This window comes from Pseudomonas sp. fls2-241-R2A-110 (genome assembly GCF_030209165.1).
In the GTDB taxonomy this organism is placed as follows: Bacteria; Pseudomonadota; Gammaproteobacteria; order Pseudomonadales; family Pseudomonadaceae; genus Aquipseudomonas.
On the sequence record NZ_JARVSN010000008.1, the window covers coordinates 24,018 to 44,811 of the forward strand.

At 59.8% G+C, this 20,794-nt stretch carries 17 protein-coding genes; 4 read left to right on the forward strand and 13 right to left on the reverse strand.

Going from position 1 to position 20,794, the window contains the following annotated elements; genetic code table 11:
* The 13 genes from QRN31_RS06995 to QRN31_RS07055 all read right to left on the reverse strand — a co-directional run bounded on the left by QRN31_RS06995 (window position 1) and on the right by QRN31_RS07055 (window position 15,524).
* Entirely contained in the window at window positions 1-2,517 is a 2,517-nt protein-coding gene (locus QRN31_RS06995) for a fused MFS/spermidine synthase (RefSeq protein WP_285431007.1), read from the reverse strand.
* 194 nt (window positions 2,518-2,711) lie between these two features.
* On the reverse strand, window positions 2,712-4,298 hold the full coding sequence (locus QRN31_RS07000) for an arylsulfatase (RefSeq protein WP_259157219.1): 1,587 nt from the start codon (window positions 4,296-4,298) through the stop codon (window positions 2,712-2,714).
* Window positions 4,299-4,371: 73 nt separating this feature from the next.
* Window positions 4,372-5,400 (reverse strand): HAD family hydrolase, encoded by a 1,029-nt coding sequence (locus QRN31_RS07005; protein ID WP_285431008.1) that lies wholly within the window; start codon window positions 5,398-5,400, stop codon window positions 4,372-4,374.
* Window positions 5,397-6,812, reverse strand: a complete 1,416-nt coding sequence (locus QRN31_RS07010; protein ID WP_285431009.1) for a hypothetical protein — start codon at window positions 6,810-6,812, stop codon at window positions 5,397-5,399. The genes QRN31_RS07005 and QRN31_RS07010 overlap by 4 nt, the downstream gene beginning before the upstream one ends.
* The gene (locus QRN31_RS07015; RefSeq protein ID WP_285431011.1) at window positions 6,809-8,389 is read right to left on the reverse strand and encodes a VWA domain-containing protein; all 1,581 of its coding nucleotides are present in this window, start codon (window positions 8,387-8,389) and stop codon (window positions 6,809-6,811) included. The genes QRN31_RS07010 and QRN31_RS07015 overlap by 4 nt, the downstream gene beginning before the upstream one ends.
* Before the next feature lies 1 nt (window position 8,390).
* Window positions 8,391-9,383, reverse strand: a complete 993-nt coding sequence (locus QRN31_RS07020; RefSeq protein WP_285431013.1) for a vWA domain-containing protein — start codon at window positions 9,381-9,383, stop codon at window positions 8,391-8,393.
* Window positions 9,370-9,867 carry a DUF4381 domain-containing protein gene (locus tag QRN31_RS07025; protein WP_285431015.1) on the reverse strand — a complete coding sequence of 166 codons (498 nt, stop codon included), beginning with the start codon at window positions 9,865-9,867 and terminating at the stop codon, window positions 9,370-9,372. Before QRN31_RS07025 ends, QRN31_RS07020 begins: the two co-directional genes overlap by 14 nt.
* Window positions 9,864-10,790: a DUF58 domain-containing protein gene (locus QRN31_RS07030; protein WP_285431017.1), complete on the reverse strand. Its 927-nt coding sequence runs from the start codon at window positions 10,788-10,790 to the stop codon at window positions 9,864-9,866. The genes QRN31_RS07025 and QRN31_RS07030 overlap by 4 nt, the downstream gene beginning before the upstream one ends.
* A complete protein-coding gene (locus tag QRN31_RS07035; protein WP_285431019.1) occupies window positions 10,787-11,767 on the reverse strand; it encodes an AAA family ATPase in 981 nt (326 codons plus the stop codon). Before QRN31_RS07035 ends, QRN31_RS07030 begins: the two co-directional genes overlap by 4 nt.
* Window positions 11,768-11,926: 159 nt before the next feature.
* The gene (locus QRN31_RS07040) at window positions 11,927-12,880 is read right to left on the reverse strand and encodes a SphA family protein (RefSeq protein WP_285431020.1); all 954 of its coding nucleotides are present in this window, start codon (window positions 12,878-12,880) and stop codon (window positions 11,927-11,929) included.
* Between the two features lie 12 nt (window positions 12,881-12,892).
* Window positions 12,893-14,296 carry a DUF1254 domain-containing protein gene (locus tag QRN31_RS07045; protein ID WP_285431021.1) on the reverse strand — a complete coding sequence of 468 codons (1,404 nt, stop codon included), beginning with the start codon at window positions 14,294-14,296 and terminating at the stop codon, window positions 12,893-12,895.
* 26 nt (window positions 14,297-14,322) lie between these two features.
* Complete coding sequence (locus tag QRN31_RS07050) at window positions 14,323-14,496, reverse strand: hypothetical protein (RefSeq protein WP_259157210.1); 174 nt, start codon at window positions 14,494-14,496, stop codon at window positions 14,323-14,325.
* Window positions 14,497-15,098: 602 nt separating this feature from the next.
* Complete coding sequence (locus tag QRN31_RS07055) at window positions 15,099-15,524, reverse strand: YciI family protein (RefSeq protein ID WP_285431022.1); 426 nt, start codon at window positions 15,522-15,524, stop codon at window positions 15,099-15,101.
* Between the two features lie 222 nt (window positions 15,525-15,746).
* Here QRN31_RS07055 and QRN31_RS07060 point away from each other — a divergent pair, with 222 nt between their 5' ends.
* From QRN31_RS07060 to QRN31_RS07075, 4 genes are all read left to right on the forward strand, one after another.
* Window positions 15,747-18,347 carry a pyocin-S2/colicin E7-DNase domain-containing protein gene (locus tag QRN31_RS07060; protein ID WP_285431023.1) on the forward strand — a complete coding sequence of 867 codons (2,601 nt, stop codon included), beginning with the start codon at window positions 15,747-15,749 and terminating at the stop codon, window positions 18,345-18,347.
* Entirely contained in the window at window positions 18,344-18,619 is a 276-nt protein-coding gene (locus QRN31_RS07065) for a bacteriocin immunity protein (protein WP_285431025.1), read from the forward strand. The genes QRN31_RS07060 and QRN31_RS07065 overlap by 4 nt, the downstream gene beginning before the upstream one ends.
* Before the next feature lie 109 nt (window positions 18,620-18,728).
* Window positions 18,729-20,273, forward strand: a complete 1,545-nt coding sequence (locus QRN31_RS07070; protein WP_285431026.1) for a bacteriocin immunity protein — start codon at window positions 18,729-18,731, stop codon at window positions 20,271-20,273.
* A 61-nt stretch (window positions 20,274-20,334) separates the two neighbouring features.
* Complete coding sequence (locus QRN31_RS07075) at window positions 20,335-20,778, forward strand: SRPBCC family protein (protein WP_285431027.1); 444 nt, start codon at window positions 20,335-20,337, stop codon at window positions 20,776-20,778.
* Window positions 20,779-20,794: the final 16 nt, after the last annotated feature.

Here is a 20,794-nt window from a genome sequence, read left to right on the forward strand (position 1 = left end):
TCAATCGCCGACAAACCAGCGGTAATACGGATTGCCACCGTCGCCACGCATCACTTCGCGTACGTCCCTGGCCCAGGCATCGCGGTCACCGTCATAGGCATGCAGGCTCGCCCGATAGAACTGCATCAGACGCTGCTGATGGGCGTTCATGCGTTCGATGAACGCGGCATCGGCATTCAACAGCAACGGCGGCTGGCGCAGGTCGAGCAGGGTCGGCAACACGCGACTGATTTCCCCTGCGCGCACCCATGGCGCGTACTCGATACGCGGCTGATCGTCGGTCACCGGCAGCGCATCGGCGGCGAACCGTTCCAGGCCGGCACGATCGGTTACCCAGGTCGCGAGCAGTGCGGCGGCCGAGCCGATGCCGACGTCCTGCAAGGTGCTGCGTACGCTGTCCTGCTGGAAGCGTTGGCTGATTTTCGCCGCATCCAGTTCGATCGGTTCCAGCGAACCCACCAACAGCATTTCGTGGAACTCGCTGGTCCACAACGTCGCGTAGGGAAAGACCTCTAGGAAGCTGCGCACCAGCGAACGTGAGTCGTCGATGTTCTGTGTCGGCAACGGTAGCCACTGTGCGACCAGGCCTTTTTTCTCCAGGCGGTTGGCGGCGAGCTGGTAGAAGTCGCGCGAATAAAGATTCACCACGCCAGCGGCGGAGGGCGGTGGTGGTTCGAGGGTGATCAGGTCGTAATGTTGCGGGCTGCGCAGCAGCTCCTGGCGACCGTCACGCAGGCGGACGTCGACAGCCGGGTCGGCGGCAGCATTGAAGTTACCCTTGAACAACGGTGCGGCTTTGATCACTGACGGCAGCAGTTCGGCGACCACCCGATGTTCCAGCCCCGGATAGCGGGTCAGGGCACCGGCGGTGATGCCCGTGCCGAAACCGATGACCAGCGCCGAGCGCGGCTCGCCGTTATGGATCAACAATGGCAACAACGCCTGAACACGCATGTAACGCAGCGATGGCATGGCGTCGCCGGTGTTGGAAACGCCCTGGATATACAAGCGTTGAAAGGTCTTCTGGCCCTTGCCCTGGGTGACCACGGCCACGGTGCCGCCGCGTCCTTCTTCGTAGAACGCCAGCGTGCCGTTACGGGCGCCGGGGAGCAGGCTGGCCAGTTTGTCGACCGGGGTGAAAATCGCCACCATTACCGACAGCAAGCCGATGGCGACGACGCCCTGACGCCGGCCTTTCTTGACGTGATGCCCTTTGCGCACGGCGAAATAACCAATCCCGGCGGCGATGATCGCCAGCAGACCCAAGGTGCGCACCAGCCCCAGCAGCGGGATCAGCAAGAAGCCGCAGAGCATCACGCCGATAATCCCGCCCAGGGTGTTGAAGGCGACCACGGCGCCGACATCCTGACCGATTCGCTCACGGCCCACGCTCAAGCGCAGCGCCAACGGGAACGCCGCACCCAGGAGCAGGGTCGGCACGAACACCATGCTCAATGCAGCCACCGCAAAGCGTGCGCTCATGCCCATCAACTCGCTGCCACCCATGGCCAATGCCACGGTCTCAGCCTGGGATTGCAAGAACACCAGCCAGCGCCCGAGAAAGGCGACTTCCAGCAGCGCGATCAGCCCGGCACCGGCAATCAGCAAACCAAACACGCCCCAGGGATCTCGAATACGGTCAACCCGACGGGCCAGTAGCGCACTGCCGAGGAACAGTCCGGTGAGGTACGTCGCCAGGACCACGGCAAAGGCATAGGTGCGGGTGCTCATGAATTGCACGATGGACTGCGACCAGACCACTTCGTAACCCAGCGCCACGCCGCCCGCGACGGAATACAACCACAGCGCCAGGCGATCCGGGGCTTTCTCGGCGTGGTGTTTCACCGGCGTATCGATGGGCGATACACGGTGGCGTTGAAACCACAGCGCACCCGCGGCCGCCAGCAGGTTGAGCATTGCCGCCGCCAAGGCACTGCCGCGCACACCGAGGGTGGCAATCAGCACGAATGCGGCGAGCAGGGTGCCCGCGATAGCACCGGCGGTATTCGCGGCATAGAGTTGGCCGCCAGCCTTGCCTGAGTGCTGCGGGTCCGCGGCCAATGAGCGAACCAGCACCGGCAGCGTGCCGCCCATCAGCAGCGCCGGGATACCGACCAGTGCAAACGGCAGCACCCAGGCAACCAGGCCGACGTGCTGTTCCAGCCAGGCGAACGGGCTGGCGGCGAGGCTCATGGCGAAGGTCGCGCCGACTCCGAGCACGGCCACCAGCACTTCCAGCCCGGCATACAGCAAAACCGGTTGCTGCAAGCGATCGGCCCAGCGCCCGAACAGCCATCCACCCAAGGCCAGGCCGGCAAAAAACGCGCTGATGCCGGTGGTGATGGCATACACCTCGACGCCGACCACCAGCGACAGCTGCTTGATCCACAGCACCTGATACACCAGTGCTGCAGCACCGGAGACGAACAGCAGCAGGGCGGGGATCAGCAGCGCCGGGGACGCAGCGGCGTGGGAAGAAGGGAGGGCCGACGACTTGCTGGCGACACGTGAGGACATTGCGGATTGCCTTGTTCCAGTTCAAAAAAGCCTGTGACGACACTGGCCTCATCGCGGGCAAGCCCGCTCCCACAATGGATCTGCGGTGCGACACAAATCCCTGTGGGAACGGGCTTGCCCGCGATTGGATCGACGCGGTCTCAAGCCCAAAATAAGTCCGCTCGCCGGTGAGGGCGAGCGGCGGTCAAGCCGTCTTACTGTGCAGGCTGGTTTTTCATTTTCTCGGCGATTTTTGCATCCACGGCAGCACGGACCTGGTCAATGCTGAAGCTGGCCGGTTTCTGGCTAGGTGGGTACTCGACGAAGGTTTCCAGGAATTTCGCGGCCTGGAAAGACGCTAGCGAGATGAGATACGCATTCTTGCTTGTCCAGTCGTAGTACTGGTCGGAAACCACGTCGGCGCGTTCGTACGGATCCATGCGCAAGTTGAAAATTTTCGGCACGCGCAGGCAAACGAAGGGCTCGGCCCACACCTCGAAACCACCCGGCTTGCGCTGTTCGCAGAACACCGCTTTCCAGTTTCCGGAGCGCATGGACACCAGCACGCCATCATCGTTGAAGTAAAAGAACTCCTTACGCTCACTCTTAGGTGACTGGCCCATCAAGTACGGCAGTTGGTTGTAGCCATCCAGATGCACCTTGAAACTGGTGCCGCCCGACGTCGGTGCCCAGCCTTTGAGCAGCTTGTCTTTCACGCTGGTGTCGCCAGCGGCGGCCAGCAGCGTCGGGAACCAGTCCAGCCCCGAGAACAACTCGTTGGAAACCTCGCCCGGTTTGATCTTGCCCGGCCAGCGCACCATCGCAGGCACGCGGTAAGCGCCTTCCCAGTTGGAGTTTTTCTCGTTGCGGAACGGGGTGGTCGCCGCGTCCGGCCAGGACCATTGGTTCGGACCGTTGTCGGTGGTGTAGACGACGATGGTGTTGTCGGTGATTTTCAGGTCATCAAGGGTTTTCAGCAGTTTGCCGACGTCACCGTCGTGTTCAAGCATGCCATCGGCGTACTCGTTGCCCGGCATGCCGCTCTGGCCTTGCATGGATTCACGCACGTGTGTGAAGGCGTGCATGCGCGTGGTGTTCATCCAGACGAAGAACGGTTTATCCGCCTTGGCTTGTTTCTCGATGAACGCTTGCGCGGCAGCAGTGGTTTCGTCGTCGATGGTTTCCATGCGTTTTTTCGTCAACGCACCCGTGTCCTCGATCTTGCCGTCGGCGAAGCTGTGGATCACGCCGCGCGGGGAGTTGGCCTTGACCCAGTCGGGATCATCCTTGGGCCAGTACGGACGCTCGGGCTCTTCTTCGGCGTTGAGGTGGTAGAGGTTGCCGAAGAACTCGTCGAAACCGTGGTTGGTCGGCAGGTACTCGTCTTTGTCGCCCAAGTGGTTTTTGCCAAATTGTCCTGTCGCATAGCCTTGGGATTTAAGCGCCTGTGCAATGGTGATGTCTCGTTTCTGAATGCCGACAGGTGCGCCCGGAACGCCGACCTTCGACAGACCGGTACGCAACGGTGTCTGGCCGGTAATGAACGACGAGCGTCCCGCCGTGCAGCTGTTCTCCGCGTAATAGTCGGTGAACATCATGCCTTCCTTGGCAATCCGGTCGATGTTGGGAGTCTTGTAGCCGACCACCCCCATCGAATAGGCACTGATATTGGTCTGGCCGATGTCGTCGCCAAAGATCACCAGAATGTTGGGTTTTTCAGCGGCCCCGGCTGTTGCCGAAATCGCCATCACCGAGGCTGCCACCAGGGCAAATTTCGGTAGCCACTTGTGCATGCGAGTCATCTGACTTGCTCCTTTGCTCTCTAGCGTCGCTCATGCGCGACAAACGTTTATCGCAATCCTGCATTACGCTTTCTTACTGCACTTGCTCGGGTGTGGTGGCATCGAACGGGTAGATCCGGCGCCATTCGGCGGCCATATCCACGATAGTCCAGCCACGGGATTTTGCTTCGTCCAGGGCCTTGTCCAGACGACCGATGTCGGATTGGCGGTCATAGGCCCATTCGCGTTTGGCGTCGGTGTGATGCACCAGCCCCATGAATCGTTTGCCCGGCCCTGCGGCCGTCCACTGCAGCATTTGCAGATCGCCATCGGAATTGCCGAAGGCGAGGATCGGCCGCTTGCCGATGACGGCATCGATGCTTTCCGGTTTGCCAGGGCCGTCGTCGTTGTGCGCCAGTTTCGGCGAGCGAATGATCGAGGCTTTGCCGTCCTTGTACTGAAACGCTGTGACGAACGTGGTGCCGATGACCTGCTCCGGCGGGATGCCGTAGACCTTCTCGGCGAAGGCGCGCATGAAGCCGGTTTCGCCGCCGGAGACGATGTAAGTCTTGAAATCCTGGCTGCGCAGGTAGTCGAGCATTTCCAGCATCGGCTGGAAGATCATCTCGGTGTACAGCTTTCCGGTCTTGGGGTGTTTGGCCTGGCTCAACCAGGTTTTTGCGTAGTCATCGAAGGTCTCGGTGGTCATGCCGGTGTGGGTGGCAGCGAAGATTTTCATGATCCCGCCCATGCCGGAGGCCGCCAGCGCCTTGTGATCGTTTTCCAGTACGGCCTGGAACGGCTGGGTGGTTTTCCATTCCGGGTGTTGCGGCGCGGTGCGCTTGACTTCTTCCAGGGCAAACAGCAATTCGAAGTACATCGGCTGTTCACTCCAGAGGGTGCCGTCGTTGTCGAACACGGCAATGCGGTCCTCGGCTTTGACGAAGTCCTTGCTGTTCTGGTCGGTGACAGCCTGGACGAACTCGATGATGTTTTTCTTCGATGGCCCGTCGTTCCAAGACGGCAGGGGCTCGGCGGCCAGCGCCAGCAGCGGCAGGCTGAAGGCCAGTGCAAACAGCAGTTTCCACCCGTGGCGTTGGCGGATCGATATCGGACTCGTCATGGGAAATCCTTCTCTCGGACAGGGTTGAGTGGTCGTAATGCTGGAGGGCAGGCCGCATTGCGAGGTTCGGCCTGCTTTTGCAGCGTAGCCAAGGATTTCTTCAGTTGGCGCAGCGCCTGATCTTCGGTTGATTGCCGGCTGTAACAGCCGCGCAACAGGTCGTGCAGGCGCGGGTCGAGATTGCCCAGTTTCAGGCCCAGTCGACGGCGTCTGGCCCAGAGGTACAGCGCGCTGAGTTGCGCCGGTTTGCCTTCGATCTGCGCCGGTATCTGGCGCCAGGCGCAGTCGGCGGATTGCAGCCAGGCTGTATGGCGGGCGCGGCGTCGGGTCTGTGCGGCGAGGTAGGCACGCTGGATGAACGGACGGCTAAACCAGCCCGCCAACCCCACGAGCAACAGCAGCGCCAACAGCCCCAGCCGGTGCCCGGAAAGATGCAGCCGGCTTTGCTGGCCAAGCTTTTTCAAATCATCGGTGATCGAGAACACGGGTTTGTAAGCACTGTTAGCCGCCGCCTCGAAGGTCACGGCCGGGACTTGGGCAGTGCGGGTTTGCTGGCTGCTGGCATCCCACCATTTCAGGGTGATTGGCGGCAGCTCATGGTGCCCTTCGGTGTCAATCCGATAGGTCACGGTGTCGATCCGTTGGCCGCCGATGAAATTACCGCGACCATCGTCCAGAGTGCTGATGTGCGGGTTTTTCGGGTAACGACTCAGCCCGGTGACATCGGCCAATGAGGGTGCAGGCAATGCCATGGCCAGCGCCCCGTCAGCCTGAAGTGTGAGCTGGCGGGTGATGCTGTCGCCAACCTTCAGGGGCGTCGCCGAGTTGACGACGGTTTGGGTGAAGCGCAGCCCTTGGGCCACCAGCACCGGTTCCCCCGGGTTGAACCCCGGCGGCTGCGCGGCGGTGAAGTGCAACGGCTGGCTCTGCGCGCTCAGCTGAGTGCTGGCCTGCCCGGGGGTGGCCTGCACCGTCAGCGGCGGAATGTCGAAACCCTGGGCCAGATTCGGGGTGATCCGATAGCTATAGCGCATGCCGTTGAACGACTTGCCATCGAGCGTCTGGTTGATGTGCTCGGCATGACCGTCCGGTGGCAGCACCAGTGCACCGGGCAGTTTCAGGACGGGCAGGGTGGGGGCGTCGGTGAACCAGCTGTCGGTGAGGACGTCGAGTTGCAGTTCGAGAATGCCGCCGACCATGACTGAATCTGTGGGTTGCAAGCGGCTCTGGATACGCAGATCGGGCTCGGCGGCCAGGGTTGTTGTGGTGATCAGGCAGAGGAGCAGGCCTGTGAGTGTTGTCGTGGATGATCTGTCGCTATCGCGGGCAAGCCCGCTCCCACAGGGGATTTGTGGTGTGCGCAAACTCAATGTGGGAGCCAGCCTGCTGGCGATGGCCGCGACTCGGTTCATGGCTGTCCCCCCGCCTGATCCTGCAGACTGAATTTCTGCTTCAAGAACTTCGCTGGCGATGTACTCAAATTCTGCAGCCATTGCGCATCCGAAGCCGCTTGCTCGGTCTGGACCGATTTGCTCCGACCCTTGCCCGGCGCCTTGTCCATTTTGATTTCGTCTGGCTTGACCTTGGGCGCGTTCTGTTCGGCGCTTTCGGTGTCTTTCTGCAAGGCAATCGCCAGGGCCAGATTGGCCGTGGCCTGCGGGAACTGCGGCTGCAACTTCAAGGCCTGCGTGTAGGCGGCTATCGCCTGATCAAACTTGAAGCGACGCACGTAAATATTGCCCAGGTAGAAATACGCCTGCGGCGTTTCCAGGCGCGCAAAACTCGCGAGCGCCAAGTCGAAATCGGCCGCATTGTAGGCGGCAATACCTTTCCAGTACGGGTCGGAAAAGCGCGCCGCCGCCTGCGGAAAATACTCATGCTCGAAGGCCCAGCGACCTTGCTGGTCGGGGGTGAAAAACGCATCGGTCAATCCATTGGCTTCGGCGGGCATCGGTTGAAAGCCGAGCCCCATCGCCAGCAACAGCCCGGCCATCCAGTTCAGGCTCCAGCCCTTGCGCACGCTGAAGAAGGTGAGCAGAAGCAACGGCCAGCACAGCCAGTAACCGGCGTCTTTCCAGTGCAGTTCGCGCTGTTCGTCGCTGGCACTCTGGAAGTGTTGCTGGGCGTGCAGTTCGATCCAGTCCAGATCGTCGTCATTGAGGGTCAGGCTGCCCAACGGTGCATCAACCGCCGATGCCAGTTGCTTGAGCGCCGCCGGGTCGAAACTGCCAAGCGCGGGGCGTCCGTTGCTGTCCGTGCGCGGCTGACCATTGGCATTGCGGATGATCCCGCCGTCCTCGCTGCCGACCGCCAGAATCAACACTTGCAGCTCACTGTCGGCCAGTTGTTTGTCCAGCGCGGCGAGCTGGGTCGTGTCGGCGCCGTCGGTGATCAACAGCAGCGTCCCCGGAGTTTTCTCGGCGGCCAGCAGGCGTTTGGCTTGATCTATGACCGCCGCAACATTTTTCCCCTGCCTGGCGATCAGGTCGGTGCTCAGGGCCTGAATGAACGTGTCGAGCAGGGTCGGGTCGTCGGTGGGCGGCAACACTAGATGGGCGCTGCCGGCATACGCGATCAAGCCGCTGCGCGCACCGGAGCGCCGTGCGATCAGGTCGTGCAGCTTGTGTTTGGCGGCTTCCAGACGACTCGGTTGCACGTCGCTGGCGTCCATGGACGGCGACAGGTCGACGGCAATAATCAACGGCGCGCGGTTTTCCAGGAAGTCCGGGCGATCCTGTTCCCAGGTCGGGCCGGCGGCGGCAATGGCGCCCAGAATCAACACGGCACAGACCAGGTGCACCGGCCGCAAACGCTGGTCGTCCTGCGGGGTAATCAGCAAGTGCGGCAGCAAGTGCTCGGCAATGTTACTGCGCAAGCGCCGTTGCAGGTCGCGGCTGTGTCGCCAAAGCATCGGCAGCAACGCGGCGAAGGGCGTCAGCAACAGCCACAGCGGACGCAGGAAATGCAGGTCACTGACATTGATCTCCATCTCAAGCCTCCTGCCGCTGGCGCGCAAGTGCCAGGTGCGGACGCAGCAGGGCGCTCAAATGGTAGAGCGCGAGCAACGCGATGGCGGCGCCCAGCGGCCACCAGAACAGGTCCTTCTTCGGCTGATGACTGAGGGTTTTGACTTGATGCGGGGTCAGTGTGTCGAGGGTGCTGTAGACCTGATCCAGCGCCGTGCGGTCTTCGGCGCGGAAGAATTTGCCGCCGGTGGTGTCGGCAATCTGCTGCAAGCCTTGGAGGTTGACCCTGGCTTCACCTTCGGCGCTCGGATCGCCGATGCCGATGGTGTGAATAACCACCCCTTTGGCTGCGGCCATTTCGGCAGCGTGATCCGGGGTGATTGCACTGCTGGTGTCATTGCCGTCGGTGAGCAGGATCAGCACTTTCTCTTGCTCGTGGGCCTGGTCGAGCAGCTTGAGGCTCAGGCCAATCGCATCGCCAATCGCGGTATTGGGGCCGGCCATGCCGATGCCGGTGTCGTCGAGCAACAGTGACAGGCTGGCGTGGTCCAGGGTCAGCGGCGCCTGCGGATACGCACCGCTGCCGAACACGATCAGTCCGAGGCGATCGTCTTTGCGTTTGTCGATAAAGCCCTGCACGACGTCCTTGACCGCTGCCAGACGATTGATCTTCTGACCTTTGGCGTCGGTGAAATCGGTGGTCTCCATGGATTGGGAAAGGTCGATGGCGAGCATCAGGTCACGCACCGGTTGCTGGCGTTCGATGGGTTTTTCCACCAGCACCGGGCGAGCGGCGGCCACCAGCAACAGGCCCCAGACCAGCAGGTTCAAGGCCAGCTGCCAGCGATTGCTGCGGGTCCCGGCCTGACTCGGTGCCTGCCCGACCGCGCGGCTCATGGCACCGAAGAATGGCACCCGCACGGCGCTACGAGCCTCGCGGTATTCGGGCAGAAAGCGGTAGCCCAACCACGGCAACGGCAAGAGCACCAGCAGCCAGGGGTAATCAAGCTGCCACATGGTGATGCTCCACCCAATGTTTGCAGGTGTTGAACAGTTGCTCGCGTTGATCGGCGGGCAATGCCTGCACTGTCGCGTCGGGTGCGTAAGCCAGCAGTGCCAGTTGTTGACTGAAGTCCGCCGGCAACGGCTGCGCACTGTGCCGCACCAGAAACGCTTGCCAGTCTTCGCCCCCAAGCGCCCCGACAGTCCCCTGTGGGATCGCGGTGGGCATGGAGAGGGCGACTCGTTTGAGTAACTCCGGAAGTTCTCGCAGGGCGCCAAGTTGATCCGCGCTGCTTTGCAACTGTGCCAACCGCACCAACGCCTCACGCCGATACCGATCCCGCCGCCACTGCCAATACCGCCGCGCGCCGACCAGCAACACGGCCATCAACACGACACCGAGCAGCACCCACCAACCCCATGTCTGCGGCGCGTAACTGACCGGCGCCGGCAACGCGATTTCCTGGAGTTGATCGATGCTCGGGATATTCGGATTCATCGCCGCCCCCTGCCCAGTTCGGTGCGCAGCTGTTCCTGGGCATCGGTTGCGGTGCTGAACATCATCAGTGGCACCTGACTGCGCCGCAGCAACGTGGCGACATCCTTGAGCCGACCACTGAGAAAATCCCCCAAGGGCTGATGAACGCTGCGTTGCTCGACCGCCAGTTCCACCTGCAACTGGCCCTGAGTGATCAACAAACGGCCATTTTTCGGCACATTCAACGCCAGCGGGTCATACACCTGCATGGCGATCACATCGTTGTGCGCCGCCAACCTTCGCATCAGCTGCAAAGTGCGCTCGCCGGCACCGGCAAAGTCGCTGACGATACAAATCAAATGATCGTGCCCGGCTACCGCCAGGCAATGTTGCAACACTTTGTCGAGTTGATCCTCACCTTCAGCGTCTGGATTGGCCGCATTGAGTTGCTGGTTCTGCTCGGCAATGCGGCTGCAAAACGCTTCGATCCGCTTACGGCTGCGCAGCGGGGCGATGCTGTCGATCCTCTGATCGTTGAACACCAGGCCGCCGACCCGATCACCGGCGTTGAACACCATCCACGCCGCCAGGGCGCCGAGTTCGGCTGCGATGGCCGATTTGAAGCTGCGCTGGGAGCCAAAGAACATCGACATGCGCTGGTCGACCAGAATCAATGCCGGGCGGTCGCGTTCTTCGGTAAAGGTGCGCACCACGGGTTTGCCGGTGCGCAAGGAGGCACGCCAGTCCAGGTGGCGCAAATCGTCCCCCGGTTGATAGCGGCGCAGCTCATCGAAGTTCAGCCCTCGGCCACGCAGGCGCGAGGCGTGGTTGCCGGCAAGGATGCTTCCTTGCGGCTGACGCGCCACAAAACTCAGGTCATGGGCCTTGAACTCCAGCGCCATCAATTGCGCCAGAGAGACATAGACCAGACCGTCGGCATTCATGCGGGAATGGCCACTTTATCAAGCAGGCGATCAAGCACCTGATCCGCCGTCACACCATCGGCCACCGCGTCATAGCTCAGTTGCAAACGATGACGCAGCACCGGATGCACCACGGTGCGAACATTGTCGGGCGAGACGAAATCCTGCCCCTGCAGCCAGGCATCGGCACGGGCGCAACGGTCAAGGCCAATGCCACCCCGAGGACTGGCACCGAGGGCGATCCAGCGGCCCAGGTCGGCGTCGTAGTCGGCGGGATGGCGGGTTGCGTTGATCAGGTCGATCAGGTAACGGTCGATGGCTGGCGACACATGCACGGCGCTGACTTCCCGGCGCGCGGCGAAGATCACGTCTTGAGACAGTGAAAACCCTTGGACCGCTGCCGTTTTGGCGCCCAGGGCAAACTCTTCTTCACGCAACAGCCGCAGCACCTGGCTCTCATTGTCGGCGCTGGGGTAATCGAGCAGGACCTTCATCAGAAAGCGGTCCATCTGCGCTTCCGGCAGCGGATACGTGCCTTCTTGTTCAATCGGGTTCTGAGTCGCGACGACGATGAACAATTCCGGCAGCATATGGCTGTTACCGGCCACGGTGATTTGTCGTTCTTCCATCGCCTCCAGCAAGGCGGCCTGGACCTTGGCCGGGGCGCGATTGATTTCATCCGCCAGGATCAGGTTGCCGAACAGCGGGCCGGGCTGGAACTGGATTTGGTTCTTGCCATCGACCTGGTGCAGCACCTCGGCGCCGGTAATGTCCGACGGCAGCAGGTCAGGGGTGAACTGGATGCGGCTCATCTTCGCGTCCAGGTGCCTGGCCAGCGCCTTGACCGTGCGAGTCTTGGCGAGCCCGGGCAGGCTTTCGAGCAACAAGTGCCCGTTGGCCAACAAGCCGAGGAGGATTTGCCGGATCACCTGGTGCTGGCCGAGCACTGCTTCAGCGATGCTGGCTTGCAGGGCGTTGAGGTCTTGGAGCGCAGTCATGGGATGTTCCTTTTCTCAAAGGCATGCTCAAAGGCATCCTCAAAACATGAAAGTCGGAATCACGGGGATGAACGACAAACGAAAACTCCAGCGGCTGCTGATCAGGTCGTCCGGGTGAATGGCCGAGTACTGGATTTCCCCTGAGATACGCACCGGCCGCTAGAAAAATGCCAATGTCAGGCTGATAGCAACACCGTTGCCTTCCGGGCGGTTCCTGGTGTCGAATTCCGGCACCCAGCGTGCGCTGACGCTGGCCTGTGCATCGTTGAATTTGCCGGCCCATCCCACTACTGGCCCGGCACCCACGGAGCGGCCGCGAAAACCATTCAGCGAATCAGCGGTCTGGCCTTTGTCGTCGGTAATCTGCTGCACGTAGCCGCCGACCAGACCGGCGCTCCAGCCATTGCCGAAGCCATGGGTCCACATCGCGTCGAAGGTGAATATGTTGCCGTTGCGATAATCCGTGGCGTCGTTCTCGGTGTAGAACTCCAGGCCGCTCGACAGGGTGAATTCACCGCCTTTTCCGTCCAGGTGAGTGAACGCGACGGTGGGCATGAAGGTGTAGGTGTTCTGGCCGGGATTGGCCAGACGATCGACGTTGTAAGCACCGGTCGGCACGTAGATCGGCAGTGACAACGAGAGGTGGTTGACCTCGTCGAAGTGATAGCCCGCCGCGATTGGCGTGATCAACATGTCGGCGAACTGTGTGCCGGTATCTCCGGTGCCCAGCGTTCGGCCACGCGGGCCGGTGATGCTGATGTTGACGTCGGTGTACTGCACCGGCACGCCGATGGCCGAGGCGTAGTTCCAGGAGCCTTTGCCGGTGTCCCAGACATGCGTGAAGTTGGCCATGGTGTACGAGACTTTCATGTCCAGGTCGGCGCCGATCTCGCCGGAAATCGGCACCCCCTTGCTGCCCTTGAGAGCGCCGTCATACCAGATGCTGCTGAAGGACATGACCCAGCCCGGTTCAGGCGGCACGATCCCCGCATTGGAAAACACCAGTTGCCCGGTGATCGGCCGACCGACGCCGCCCTCGGCCGCCAGGACCAGAGGGCTGGTGCCGATGACACAGAGCGCCAGTAAAGGACGTATTACAAAAAACCTGACCATGGGCGGCTCCGCTTATTGTTTTTGCAGGTTGACGGGTGTCAGCGGCGGAATTTGCCACTGGCCACTGCTCACTTCCGGTTTTGGCAGGTACAGGCGCAAGACGCCATAGAACGGACCATCGGGTGCCGGCAGCCAATTGCTTCGCAGGTCGTTGGCCGGTGCCTTGTTCTGCAGGTACAGCGTCAGGCCGCCGTCGGCGTCGCGCTTGAGATCGGGCAACATCCGCGAGTTGATCAGGTAGCGATTCAGCGGGTTGGCCACCAGCAATTTGTTCTTGCCGTCGTACATCGTCAGCGACCAGAACGCGTCGGCCGGGGGCAGGGCGCCCTTGTCGAAATGCAGGGTGTAATCGTGTTTTGCAGCGTCGACCGGCTGGCCGTCCTTGTCGACGAAATAGCCGATGTAATTCGCCTCTTCGGCGGAGTTGCCGAAAATCCCCATGTTGGCACCGGCATAGCGGTACAGGTAATTGCCGTTGAGGTGATCGCGGCTGCCGAAGAAATCGCCGCTGGTGACCTGATGGGTATCGACCTTGTCTTTTTTGAACTGGGCGAATTCGGCCTTGGCATCGCTGATGCCGTCTTCCAGGGCCTGGCGCTGTTCAGCGGTGTAGTTGTGCAGTTTGAAAGGCTTGCCGGCTTCAATGCCGATTTTCTTGAAGCGCGCGAGCAGGTCCTTTTCGGCGTCCTGCGCCGGGGCGAACGCCAGCATGAAGTTCAGGTAGCGGAACAGGTCCGGAGTGTCGCTCATGGTCGGCGTCGGTTTCGGCCAGGCGATCTTCGGCGCCGGCGGCGGGGCCTTGTGTTTGACGTAGTGGCTAAGCGTCTCGACCTTGTAGCCTTTCTGGATCCGCTTGACCTTGTCCAGGTCCTTTTCATCGAACAGCTGCGTGCGATACAGGGCATAGGCGATGTTGGTTTCGCTGCGCAGCAATCGATCCATGTTCACCGGTTGCTGACCTTGCCAGTTGGGGCCGGCGATCATGAAATGGCCGCCGTTATTGCCCGTGCTGCGGGTGCCCAGATAGGCAAAGTTCTGCGTGTAGGCGTCGATCAATTGCACTGAGTAGTAACGGTTTTCGTCGATTTTCGGCAGGGTCAGTACCAGCGGTTCAGCGCGCAGGTCCATCCAGATGAACGAGTAGGGGGTGTCGGCATTGGGCGTGACGAAGGCGCTGTCCTTGGCGGTGAACGCCTTGGCGGTGTTGCCGATTTTGTTGAACGGCGCTTTGAAGTTCGAACCCTTCTTGTCCACGGCCTGGGTGTACAGGGTCTTGTACATCTCCACCACCGGGAAACCGTACAGGTAGGCTTCCTTGGCGATACCCCGGGCTTCTTCGGGGGTGGCGGTGAAGTCGGCCCAGGCGCTGGTGCTCAGGGTCAGTGAGAGTGCGGTGAGCATCAGGCGTTTATTCATAGAACATCCTTATTGAATCCTGAACGTCATTCCACGGCCGTGATGCCGTCAAGCGTCGCGCGTTTGTCAAAGTGAGCTGCGGTCGGGACGGATTGCTTCACAGAAATGTCGTTATTGTTTTTCAAATCCTGAGCCCCGACGCCGCAGCTGGCGAACATCGTCATCAGGCTGAAACCGGCTACACGAATGAGAAGACGCATGGGAAACTCCTTATTTACCTAAGGTGAAGTTGGTCGCGCAAAATAATGGAAAGCGCGGCAGGCCGTCGCCTGTGTGCTCCACGTTGCGCAGCGGTTCGATAGAGGGGTTGAGCGTATTTAAGCTGAAAGCCTGGGCGTTGCCGCCACCCGAATCGAGTGGTACTCAACGGGCCTCGTTTGGTGGTGCAGTCGTCATGAAGGTTGGCACGGGGGGGCAGGTTCTGGGGGCTGTTACTCGTGTTGGCTGCCTCGGCGTTATCCGCAAAGGCACAAACGGCAGGCGCAAACCATGCCGCCGGCAAAAAGGCGCGCACTCCTGGATTCTTCGACATGATTCCCCGGTTCCTTCGTGGCTCATTGGACGACTCGGCACTTGGCGGCCGTTACTGCGTAATCTCTTTCCTATCAAGCCTGTAGGACACGTCTGATGAAGTTAGCAGCTAACGCCGGGTTCGCCAGTCGAAGCGGGCGATTCCTTGGTTTTTGTACAAGTTTTTGTTTTTCTCTGTGTACTAAAAAGTTAATACGGATCAGGGGGTTGTCCGTTGAAGCTGATAGTCGGTTGAACATTCCCGCGCACGCACGTGGGAATGTTCGGCTGTTCAGCTCTTCTTCATTTGCGACCGCACCCACTCTTCCTGCTCGCGCAACTGCGGGGTGAACTCCGCGCCGAAATCATCGGCCTCGAAGACCTGGCGTATCTCGATTTCAGCTTCGGTGCCCGGCATCGGGTTGGGGCAGCGCTTGACCCATTCGATCGCTTCCTCCCTGGACTTCACTTGCCAGATCCAGTAGCCGGCAATCAGCTCCTTGGTTTCGGCGAACGGGCCGTCGATGACGGTGCGCTTGTCGCCCGAAAAGCGTACTCGCGCGCCTTTGCTGCTCGGTTGCAGGCCGTCGCAATCGATCAGGATGCCGGCCTTGGCCAGTTCCTCGTTGTAGTTGCCCATCGCGCTCAGCAGTTCTTCGCTGGGCATCACGCCGGCCTCGGAGTCCTGGCTGGCTTTAACAATGATCATGAATCGCATGGTCTTATCTCCGCTGTAGGGTGGGTGATTCATTGTGTAGTCGAATGACCGAGTGCCGAATCGACAACGTTGCTAAAGAAAGCCTTCGAATGTGCAGATTAGTATTCAGCTCACCGTTCAGATAGCGGCCCACCTTGGCTGGAAACCCCACCCGATAACTATGTACCGCACCAGACCACTGCTGCGTCGACATGCTGTGCCCTACAGACAAGGAGTGACTGTATGGCACCACAAATATTCAACGATGGATCGTCGGGAAGTGTCGTCATCAGGTCGGGCCCGCCCGCTTCAAGCGGTGGTTCAGGTGGAGGGACTGGCGGCGGAGGGGTTTCAGGCGGGTTTGGCGCGACCAACAAGAAAAAGCAAAGGGCCCGAAAGCGCGCCATAGAGGCCGCTCGTCAGGCAAAGGAAAAAGAGCGTGTACAGGCTGGGGCCCAAGCCCAAGCGGCAGCACAAGCACAAGAAAAAACCCAGGCTCAAGCCGACGCGGCGCAGGCTCAAGAGTTGTCTCGTCTCCAGGCCTTGCAGCAGTTTCTCGCTGGGCTGACGCAGCGCCAGGACACCATCAGAGCTGAGGTTGACCGCCATTTTGCGGCCAAGATCGGTCAACTCGCGCCATCCCTTGAACATGAGATATCGGGCGCTCGAAGACCGCCGAACAGCGGTTCGAGCGAGCGTTGGCAGCTCTACACCATCACCAAGGAAAAAAACGAAATCGACGGGCTCATCGCCCGTAAAGCCGCAGAGCGCAATGCAAAGAATGCGGTTGCCCGATCCTTCGACGGGCACGATCCATTTACCCGTACTTCGAGCGATTACCTGACACGACTGGGGGCGTTCGGCCAAGCGCTCAATGACGGTCATCAGATTTGGGAAAACGCCTATAACGCGGCCCACGAAGCCAGGCACCTGTCCGCGCAGATAAATACGCTCACCGATCAATCCAACTCCCTGGCCAGGCATCATGCCGAGCAGACCGTTGTCTGGCGTGAAAGGGAAGCCGTCTGGGAGCGTAACCGGCAGTATGCCGAGCAGCGTGAGGCGCGAGTTCGATTCAAGCAGCAGGCCGATGAAGACGCGCGCGTCGAGCGGGTCAGGCGGGCCAACACGCTGACTGTGCCCGTATCGACAGCGGCTGCCGGCGGGATGTTGTTGACCCGCGAGGGTGTACTCGTTGCTCAGGATGTAGCGGCGGTGATTGAGGCCGCTTCGCGAGCTGCAGGCAGGCTCCTTGGCGATTTTGTTCGTATCGGAGCCAGAACGGCGCCGGTATTCGTTACCGCCATGGTCTACTCGCCGACGCTAGGCAATGGCGAGCTGACACCCGACCAACGCAGGCGACTGTTCCATTCAGTTGGCGTTCCGGCGCAAGCGATGGGGCTTTCTGACAGTAGCGTTCTGCAAACGATCGCTGATGCGGGTGGGTCGGTGGAAGTGGCCTATCGGCTCAAGCCCGAAACGGTGCCGGAAGGCACCGCGATCATTGCCGTCAGCACCGGCGGCGAAATTGGCGCACAGGTTCCGGTTGTCAATGCAGCACTCGATCCACTGACCGGAACCTATAACGCCCAAATTCCGGGATACCCCGGCAGGCAATTGCAGTTTGTTCCGGAGGCGCCGGCGCTGGCTGCGATGGTGAGTCAGGGCGGGTTGGCGGTGATCACGCCGCAGATCCAGAACATCCCGGCAGGCGTCGATCTACGCATTCAGGATTGCATCGTGTGCGTGCCGGACCTGCCACCGACTTATTTCTCATTCGGCTTGCCCGCGATGGGTTCTGGCGTCGTCACCGGCACCGGTCAGCCCGCTGGCCTCGATTGGTGGAAAATCGCCAGCCAGGCAAGCCGGGTGGCTATTCCAGTACAGATCGGCGATCAGTTGCGAGGCCGGCAGATCAACACGTTCGGGGCCTTCGATGAAGCGCTTTGGCGAACGGTCGGCGAGTCCCCGGCGCTTGTCTCCGAATTTGATGAGGTGAACAAAAAGCGCATCGAACAAGGCTTTGCACCCTATGCGCCCAAAAGTACCTGGGTGGAGGACAGGCGTGAATTTGAACTGCGTTATCAAGAGTCCGCAGCGCTCGGTGAAAACCCCTTCAACCTCGACAAAATCAGTATCACCACGCCGCAAAGCGCTTTCGGACAACAAGGGATTCTGCCTGCCATTGAGGCCTGGCCGATTCGTCCTGTTGGCGTGGGTACCTGGACACCCCTCGTTCCGCCGGGTATCGACCACCTCGGTCCTACAACATTACCGCTCACTCCGCCGATTCCAGCAGTTTACCCCGGCACTCCGGTCATCCCGGTCCTACCGCAAAACGAGACGTTTCCGGCTGTTGACCAAGGGCAGATCGGTGCCAGTATTCCTGGGTATCCGGCGGATATGGAATTGCCTTCGCCGGATGTGCTGTTTCTTGATCGGCGGGATGATCCGGGTGCCGCAACCGGGACTGGGCAGTCGGTGTCAGGAGTGTGGCTCGGTGAAGCCGCTAGAGGGGAGGGAGCGCCTATTCCTTCACAGATTGCAGACCAGTTAAGAGGAAGGGAGTTTGCTAATTTTCATCGATTCAGAGAGGCGTTTTGGAAGGCAATTGCGGCTGACTTAACTTTAAGCACTCAATTCAATGCCACAAATATAAGGTTTCTGCGCAAAGGTACCGCGCCTTTTCCTATTGAAAATGATCAGTACGGAGGACGAGTTAAATACGAGCTCCATCATCAATTGGAGATTGCCCAAGGAGGTCCGGTGTATGACATGGACAACATTGTTGTAATGACACCGAGACGACATGTTCTAGTGCATAAAGGAGGTCAGCAGCTATGAAAAGTTATTCACGTATCGAAGATTACACAGAGTCTGAGTTTCTGGAGTTTCTTCGAGAACTTTTTGAGGGCGGAGAGGATTTGACGGCTGATGAGTTTGATCAATACATGATCGAGCGCGTAAATCATTTCGAGGAGATCACCGAACACCCCGGCGGTTCCGACGTCATCTTCTACCCCAAGGAAGGTCAGGAAGACAGCCCGGAAGGCATCCTTAAGGAAGTCAAGGAATGGCGAGCACTCAATAACAAACCCGGCTTCAAACCGGATTAATGTCCGGCCATTTATACAAAGGATGAACAAGGCGCGCGCATCTGCCGAAATCAAATGAACAGATGCGCTGTGCTGGAAGTTTTCAAGTGGTCAAAAGGAAGCATTAAAGATGGATCTTAAATCGACACTCAAGGATTACACCGAGCCGGAATTCCAGTCCTTGGTAAACAGGATTTGGGCAGTTGATCTGCCTAAGCGTACTCACGATCAACTGATCAATCATTTCGACCGTATCGTTGGCCATCCTGACGGTGCCGACCTGCTGTTTTACTCAAAGGATGAGTACAACATGAATTCCCCTGAGTGGGTCGTCGGCTATGTGATCGAGTGGTGGCAAAAACAGGGTTTGGCCGCGTTCAAGGGCCAAGGTGTGTCTGTGAGAACGCCAACGCCGTATGTGCCGCTGAATCCCGCGCAAATGGAGCAGCAACGAGCGACTTTGAGTCTGGCAAGTGTTCAAAGAGTCGTCGCTGGAGTGTTAGCGTCCGAGCAAACGGTTGAAGTGTCTCTTGCTCTTCTTGACCAACGGACCAAACACCTGCATGACCAACAGGCTGAAGCAGTGAACATCATCGAGCGCGAGGCGAGTCTCCGAGCGCTGGAAGCGGCCGAGTACGAGGCGCGGACCTCCGTGCGCCAGTATGAATTCTGGAAATCGAGCATCGAGTTGACCAGGAGCGCGGTCATGCGTGACAAGACCGGCGCTCGGTCAGAGCAGGTGCTGTGGCAAAGTATCGCGCAACAGATCAACACCGCCCATGAACGGTACGCAGGGAGTTTGATCGCCATCAACCAGCGTCTGCTTCGCTTGCAAGTTCAGGCAGAAGCATTGCTGGTCCTCACACAATCGCGACTTGTCCGTCAGCGCCATAAAGAGGGTATCGGCCCGACCCAGACGCCAGGTCTGCTTCTCGCAGACCTTGCCTTTGCCAAGGTACGCCCGAGTATCTTGCTCAACGGTGCGTTGTCGCAGCCACTGGATACTCATTGGATGGCTCTGCAAAAATCCATACGTTCGGTTATGGCAGAGTTCACCTGGCAGCTCACTGCTGCAACCGAGGCTCATACAGGTCAGTACGCAGCGGTCCTGCAACTGGAGTTTGTCAGTCGTGCGGAAACCGGGATGTTTGGATTGAGTGTGCCCCTTGCCGAGCTTCACCCTGTCGAGGGGCAGGACTGGCAAGCTCTGGCGAAGTCTCAATCCGGGGTCGAGATGCGCTTCAGAATGAACAGCGGCAGCTATTTCGTTCCACCCGGCACCTTGTCTCGGGGATTGAAACGGATAGAAACGCTGCTTCAGATAGCCATTACCCCGACCAATGGAACGAAGGTACGAGTGCGCGAGGCCGTTTGGGATGAGCGTCTGGAAGCTTTCTGCTTCACTACTGACGCAAAAGTACCGGTTACCGTTAACTGGCATTCGCCGGACGTACTTCAAACCACTTCGGACCTGGCACCAGACTCCGCGAGCAGGTTGGGATTCCTCATCTCGTCACCCGCGCCCTCGCTCGAGGTGATCGACGATATTGCAGGCATTCGGTTTGATGACTATGTCGTAGTCTTTCCGGCAGATTCCGGGATGGGGCCCCTTTATGTCATGTTCAGGGATTCGCGCGAATATCCCGACATGTCGATCGCTGAGATCGCGTCATGACAGGACTTCGTTCACGACCTGCTAATCCACCCTCCGGCCAGACAAAGGAATGTTGCCCCCTATGCCTGTTTTGCAACTGACGACCCTGATCCCAAACCGTACACCGGACTTTGTTCTCGACTTTTGTCTGGAAGGCCTCAATTTTCCGAATATCTTCCCGGAGCGAATCACGCTGCTGAGCGATATCGACTTGAGCAACCTGCGCATTGAAGCCGGGCGCCAGTTCCGTTTTCGACACTGGATGTTCAATGTCATTCCGGCGAACTGGACCGTGGTGATCCGCGAAGTGGGCGAGCAGCATTTCATCGATGAAATGCTCGAGGGGCCGATGGCTGCCTTTCGTCATGAACATCGGGTGGAGGCTGGGGAGGGCGGTACGCTATACACCGACCGGGTCACTTACGCGGCCATCGGTGGCGCGTTTACGGAAACGCTGTTGGTGAACGCGTATATGCGCCGGATTTTTGCGGCACGGCACCGCAATATGTTGCGGTTATTGGCTTGAACACGACCTTGTGGGA

Excerpts from the sequence above, each read along its gene's own strand:
- QRN31_RS07005 (WP_285431008.1), bottom strand. The coding sequence starts at position 5,400 with ATGACGAGTCCGATATCGATCCGCCAACGCCACGGGTGGAAACTGCTG.
- QRN31_RS07060 (WP_285431023.1), top strand. The coding sequence starts at position 15,747 with ATGGCACCACAAATATTCAACGATGGATCGTCGGGAAGTGTCGTCATC.
- QRN31_RS07010 (WP_285431009.1), bottom strand. The coding sequence starts at position 6,812 with ATGAACCGAGTCGCGGCCATCGCCAGCAGGCTGGCTCCCACATTGAGT.
- QRN31_RS07000 (WP_259157219.1), bottom strand. The coding sequence starts at position 4,298 with ATGACTCGCATGCACAAGTGGCTACCGAAATTTGCCCTGGTGGCAGCC.
- QRN31_RS07055 (WP_285431022.1), bottom strand. The coding sequence starts at position 15,524 with ATGCGATTCATGATCATTGTTAAAGCCAGCCAGGACTCCGAGGCCGGC.
- QRN31_RS07065 (WP_285431025.1), top strand. The coding sequence starts at position 18,344 with ATGAAAAGTTATTCACGTATCGAAGATTACACAGAGTCTGAGTTTCTG.
- QRN31_RS07030 (WP_285431017.1), bottom strand. The coding sequence starts at position 10,790 with ATGAATGCCGACGGTCTGGTCTATGTCTCTCTGGCGCAATTGATGGCG.
- QRN31_RS06995 (WP_285431007.1), bottom strand. The coding sequence starts at position 2,517 with ATGTCCTCACGTGTCGCCAGCAAGTCGTCGGCCCTCCCTTCTTCCCAC.
- QRN31_RS07070 (WP_285431026.1), top strand. The coding sequence starts at position 18,729 with ATGGATCTTAAATCGACACTCAAGGATTACACCGAGCCGGAATTCCAG.
- QRN31_RS07050 (WP_259157210.1), bottom strand. The coding sequence starts at position 14,496 with ATGCGTCTTCTCATTCGTGTAGCCGGTTTCAGCCTGATGACGATGTTC.
- QRN31_RS07015 (WP_285431011.1), bottom strand. The coding sequence starts at position 8,389 with ATGGAGATCAATGTCAGTGACCTGCATTTCCTGCGTCCGCTGTGGCTG.
- QRN31_RS07045 (WP_285431021.1), bottom strand. The coding sequence starts at position 14,296 with ATGAATAAACGCCTGATGCTCACCGCACTCTCACTGACCCTGAGCACC.
- QRN31_RS07035 (WP_285431019.1), bottom strand. The coding sequence starts at position 11,767 with ATGACTGCGCTCCAAGACCTCAACGCCCTGCAAGCCAGCATCGCTGAA.
- QRN31_RS07025 (WP_285431015.1), bottom strand. The coding sequence starts at position 9,867 with ATGAATCCGAATATCCCGAGCATCGATCAACTCCAGGAAATCGCGTTG.
- QRN31_RS07020 (WP_285431013.1), bottom strand. The coding sequence starts at position 9,383 with ATGTGGCAGCTTGATTACCCCTGGCTGCTGGTGCTCTTGCCGTTGCCG.
- QRN31_RS07075 (WP_285431027.1), top strand. The coding sequence starts at position 20,335 with ATGCCTGTTTTGCAACTGACGACCCTGATCCCAAACCGTACACCGGAC.
- QRN31_RS07040 (WP_285431020.1), bottom strand. The coding sequence starts at position 12,880 with ATGGTCAGGTTTTTTGTAATACGTCCTTTACTGGCGCTCTGTGTCATC.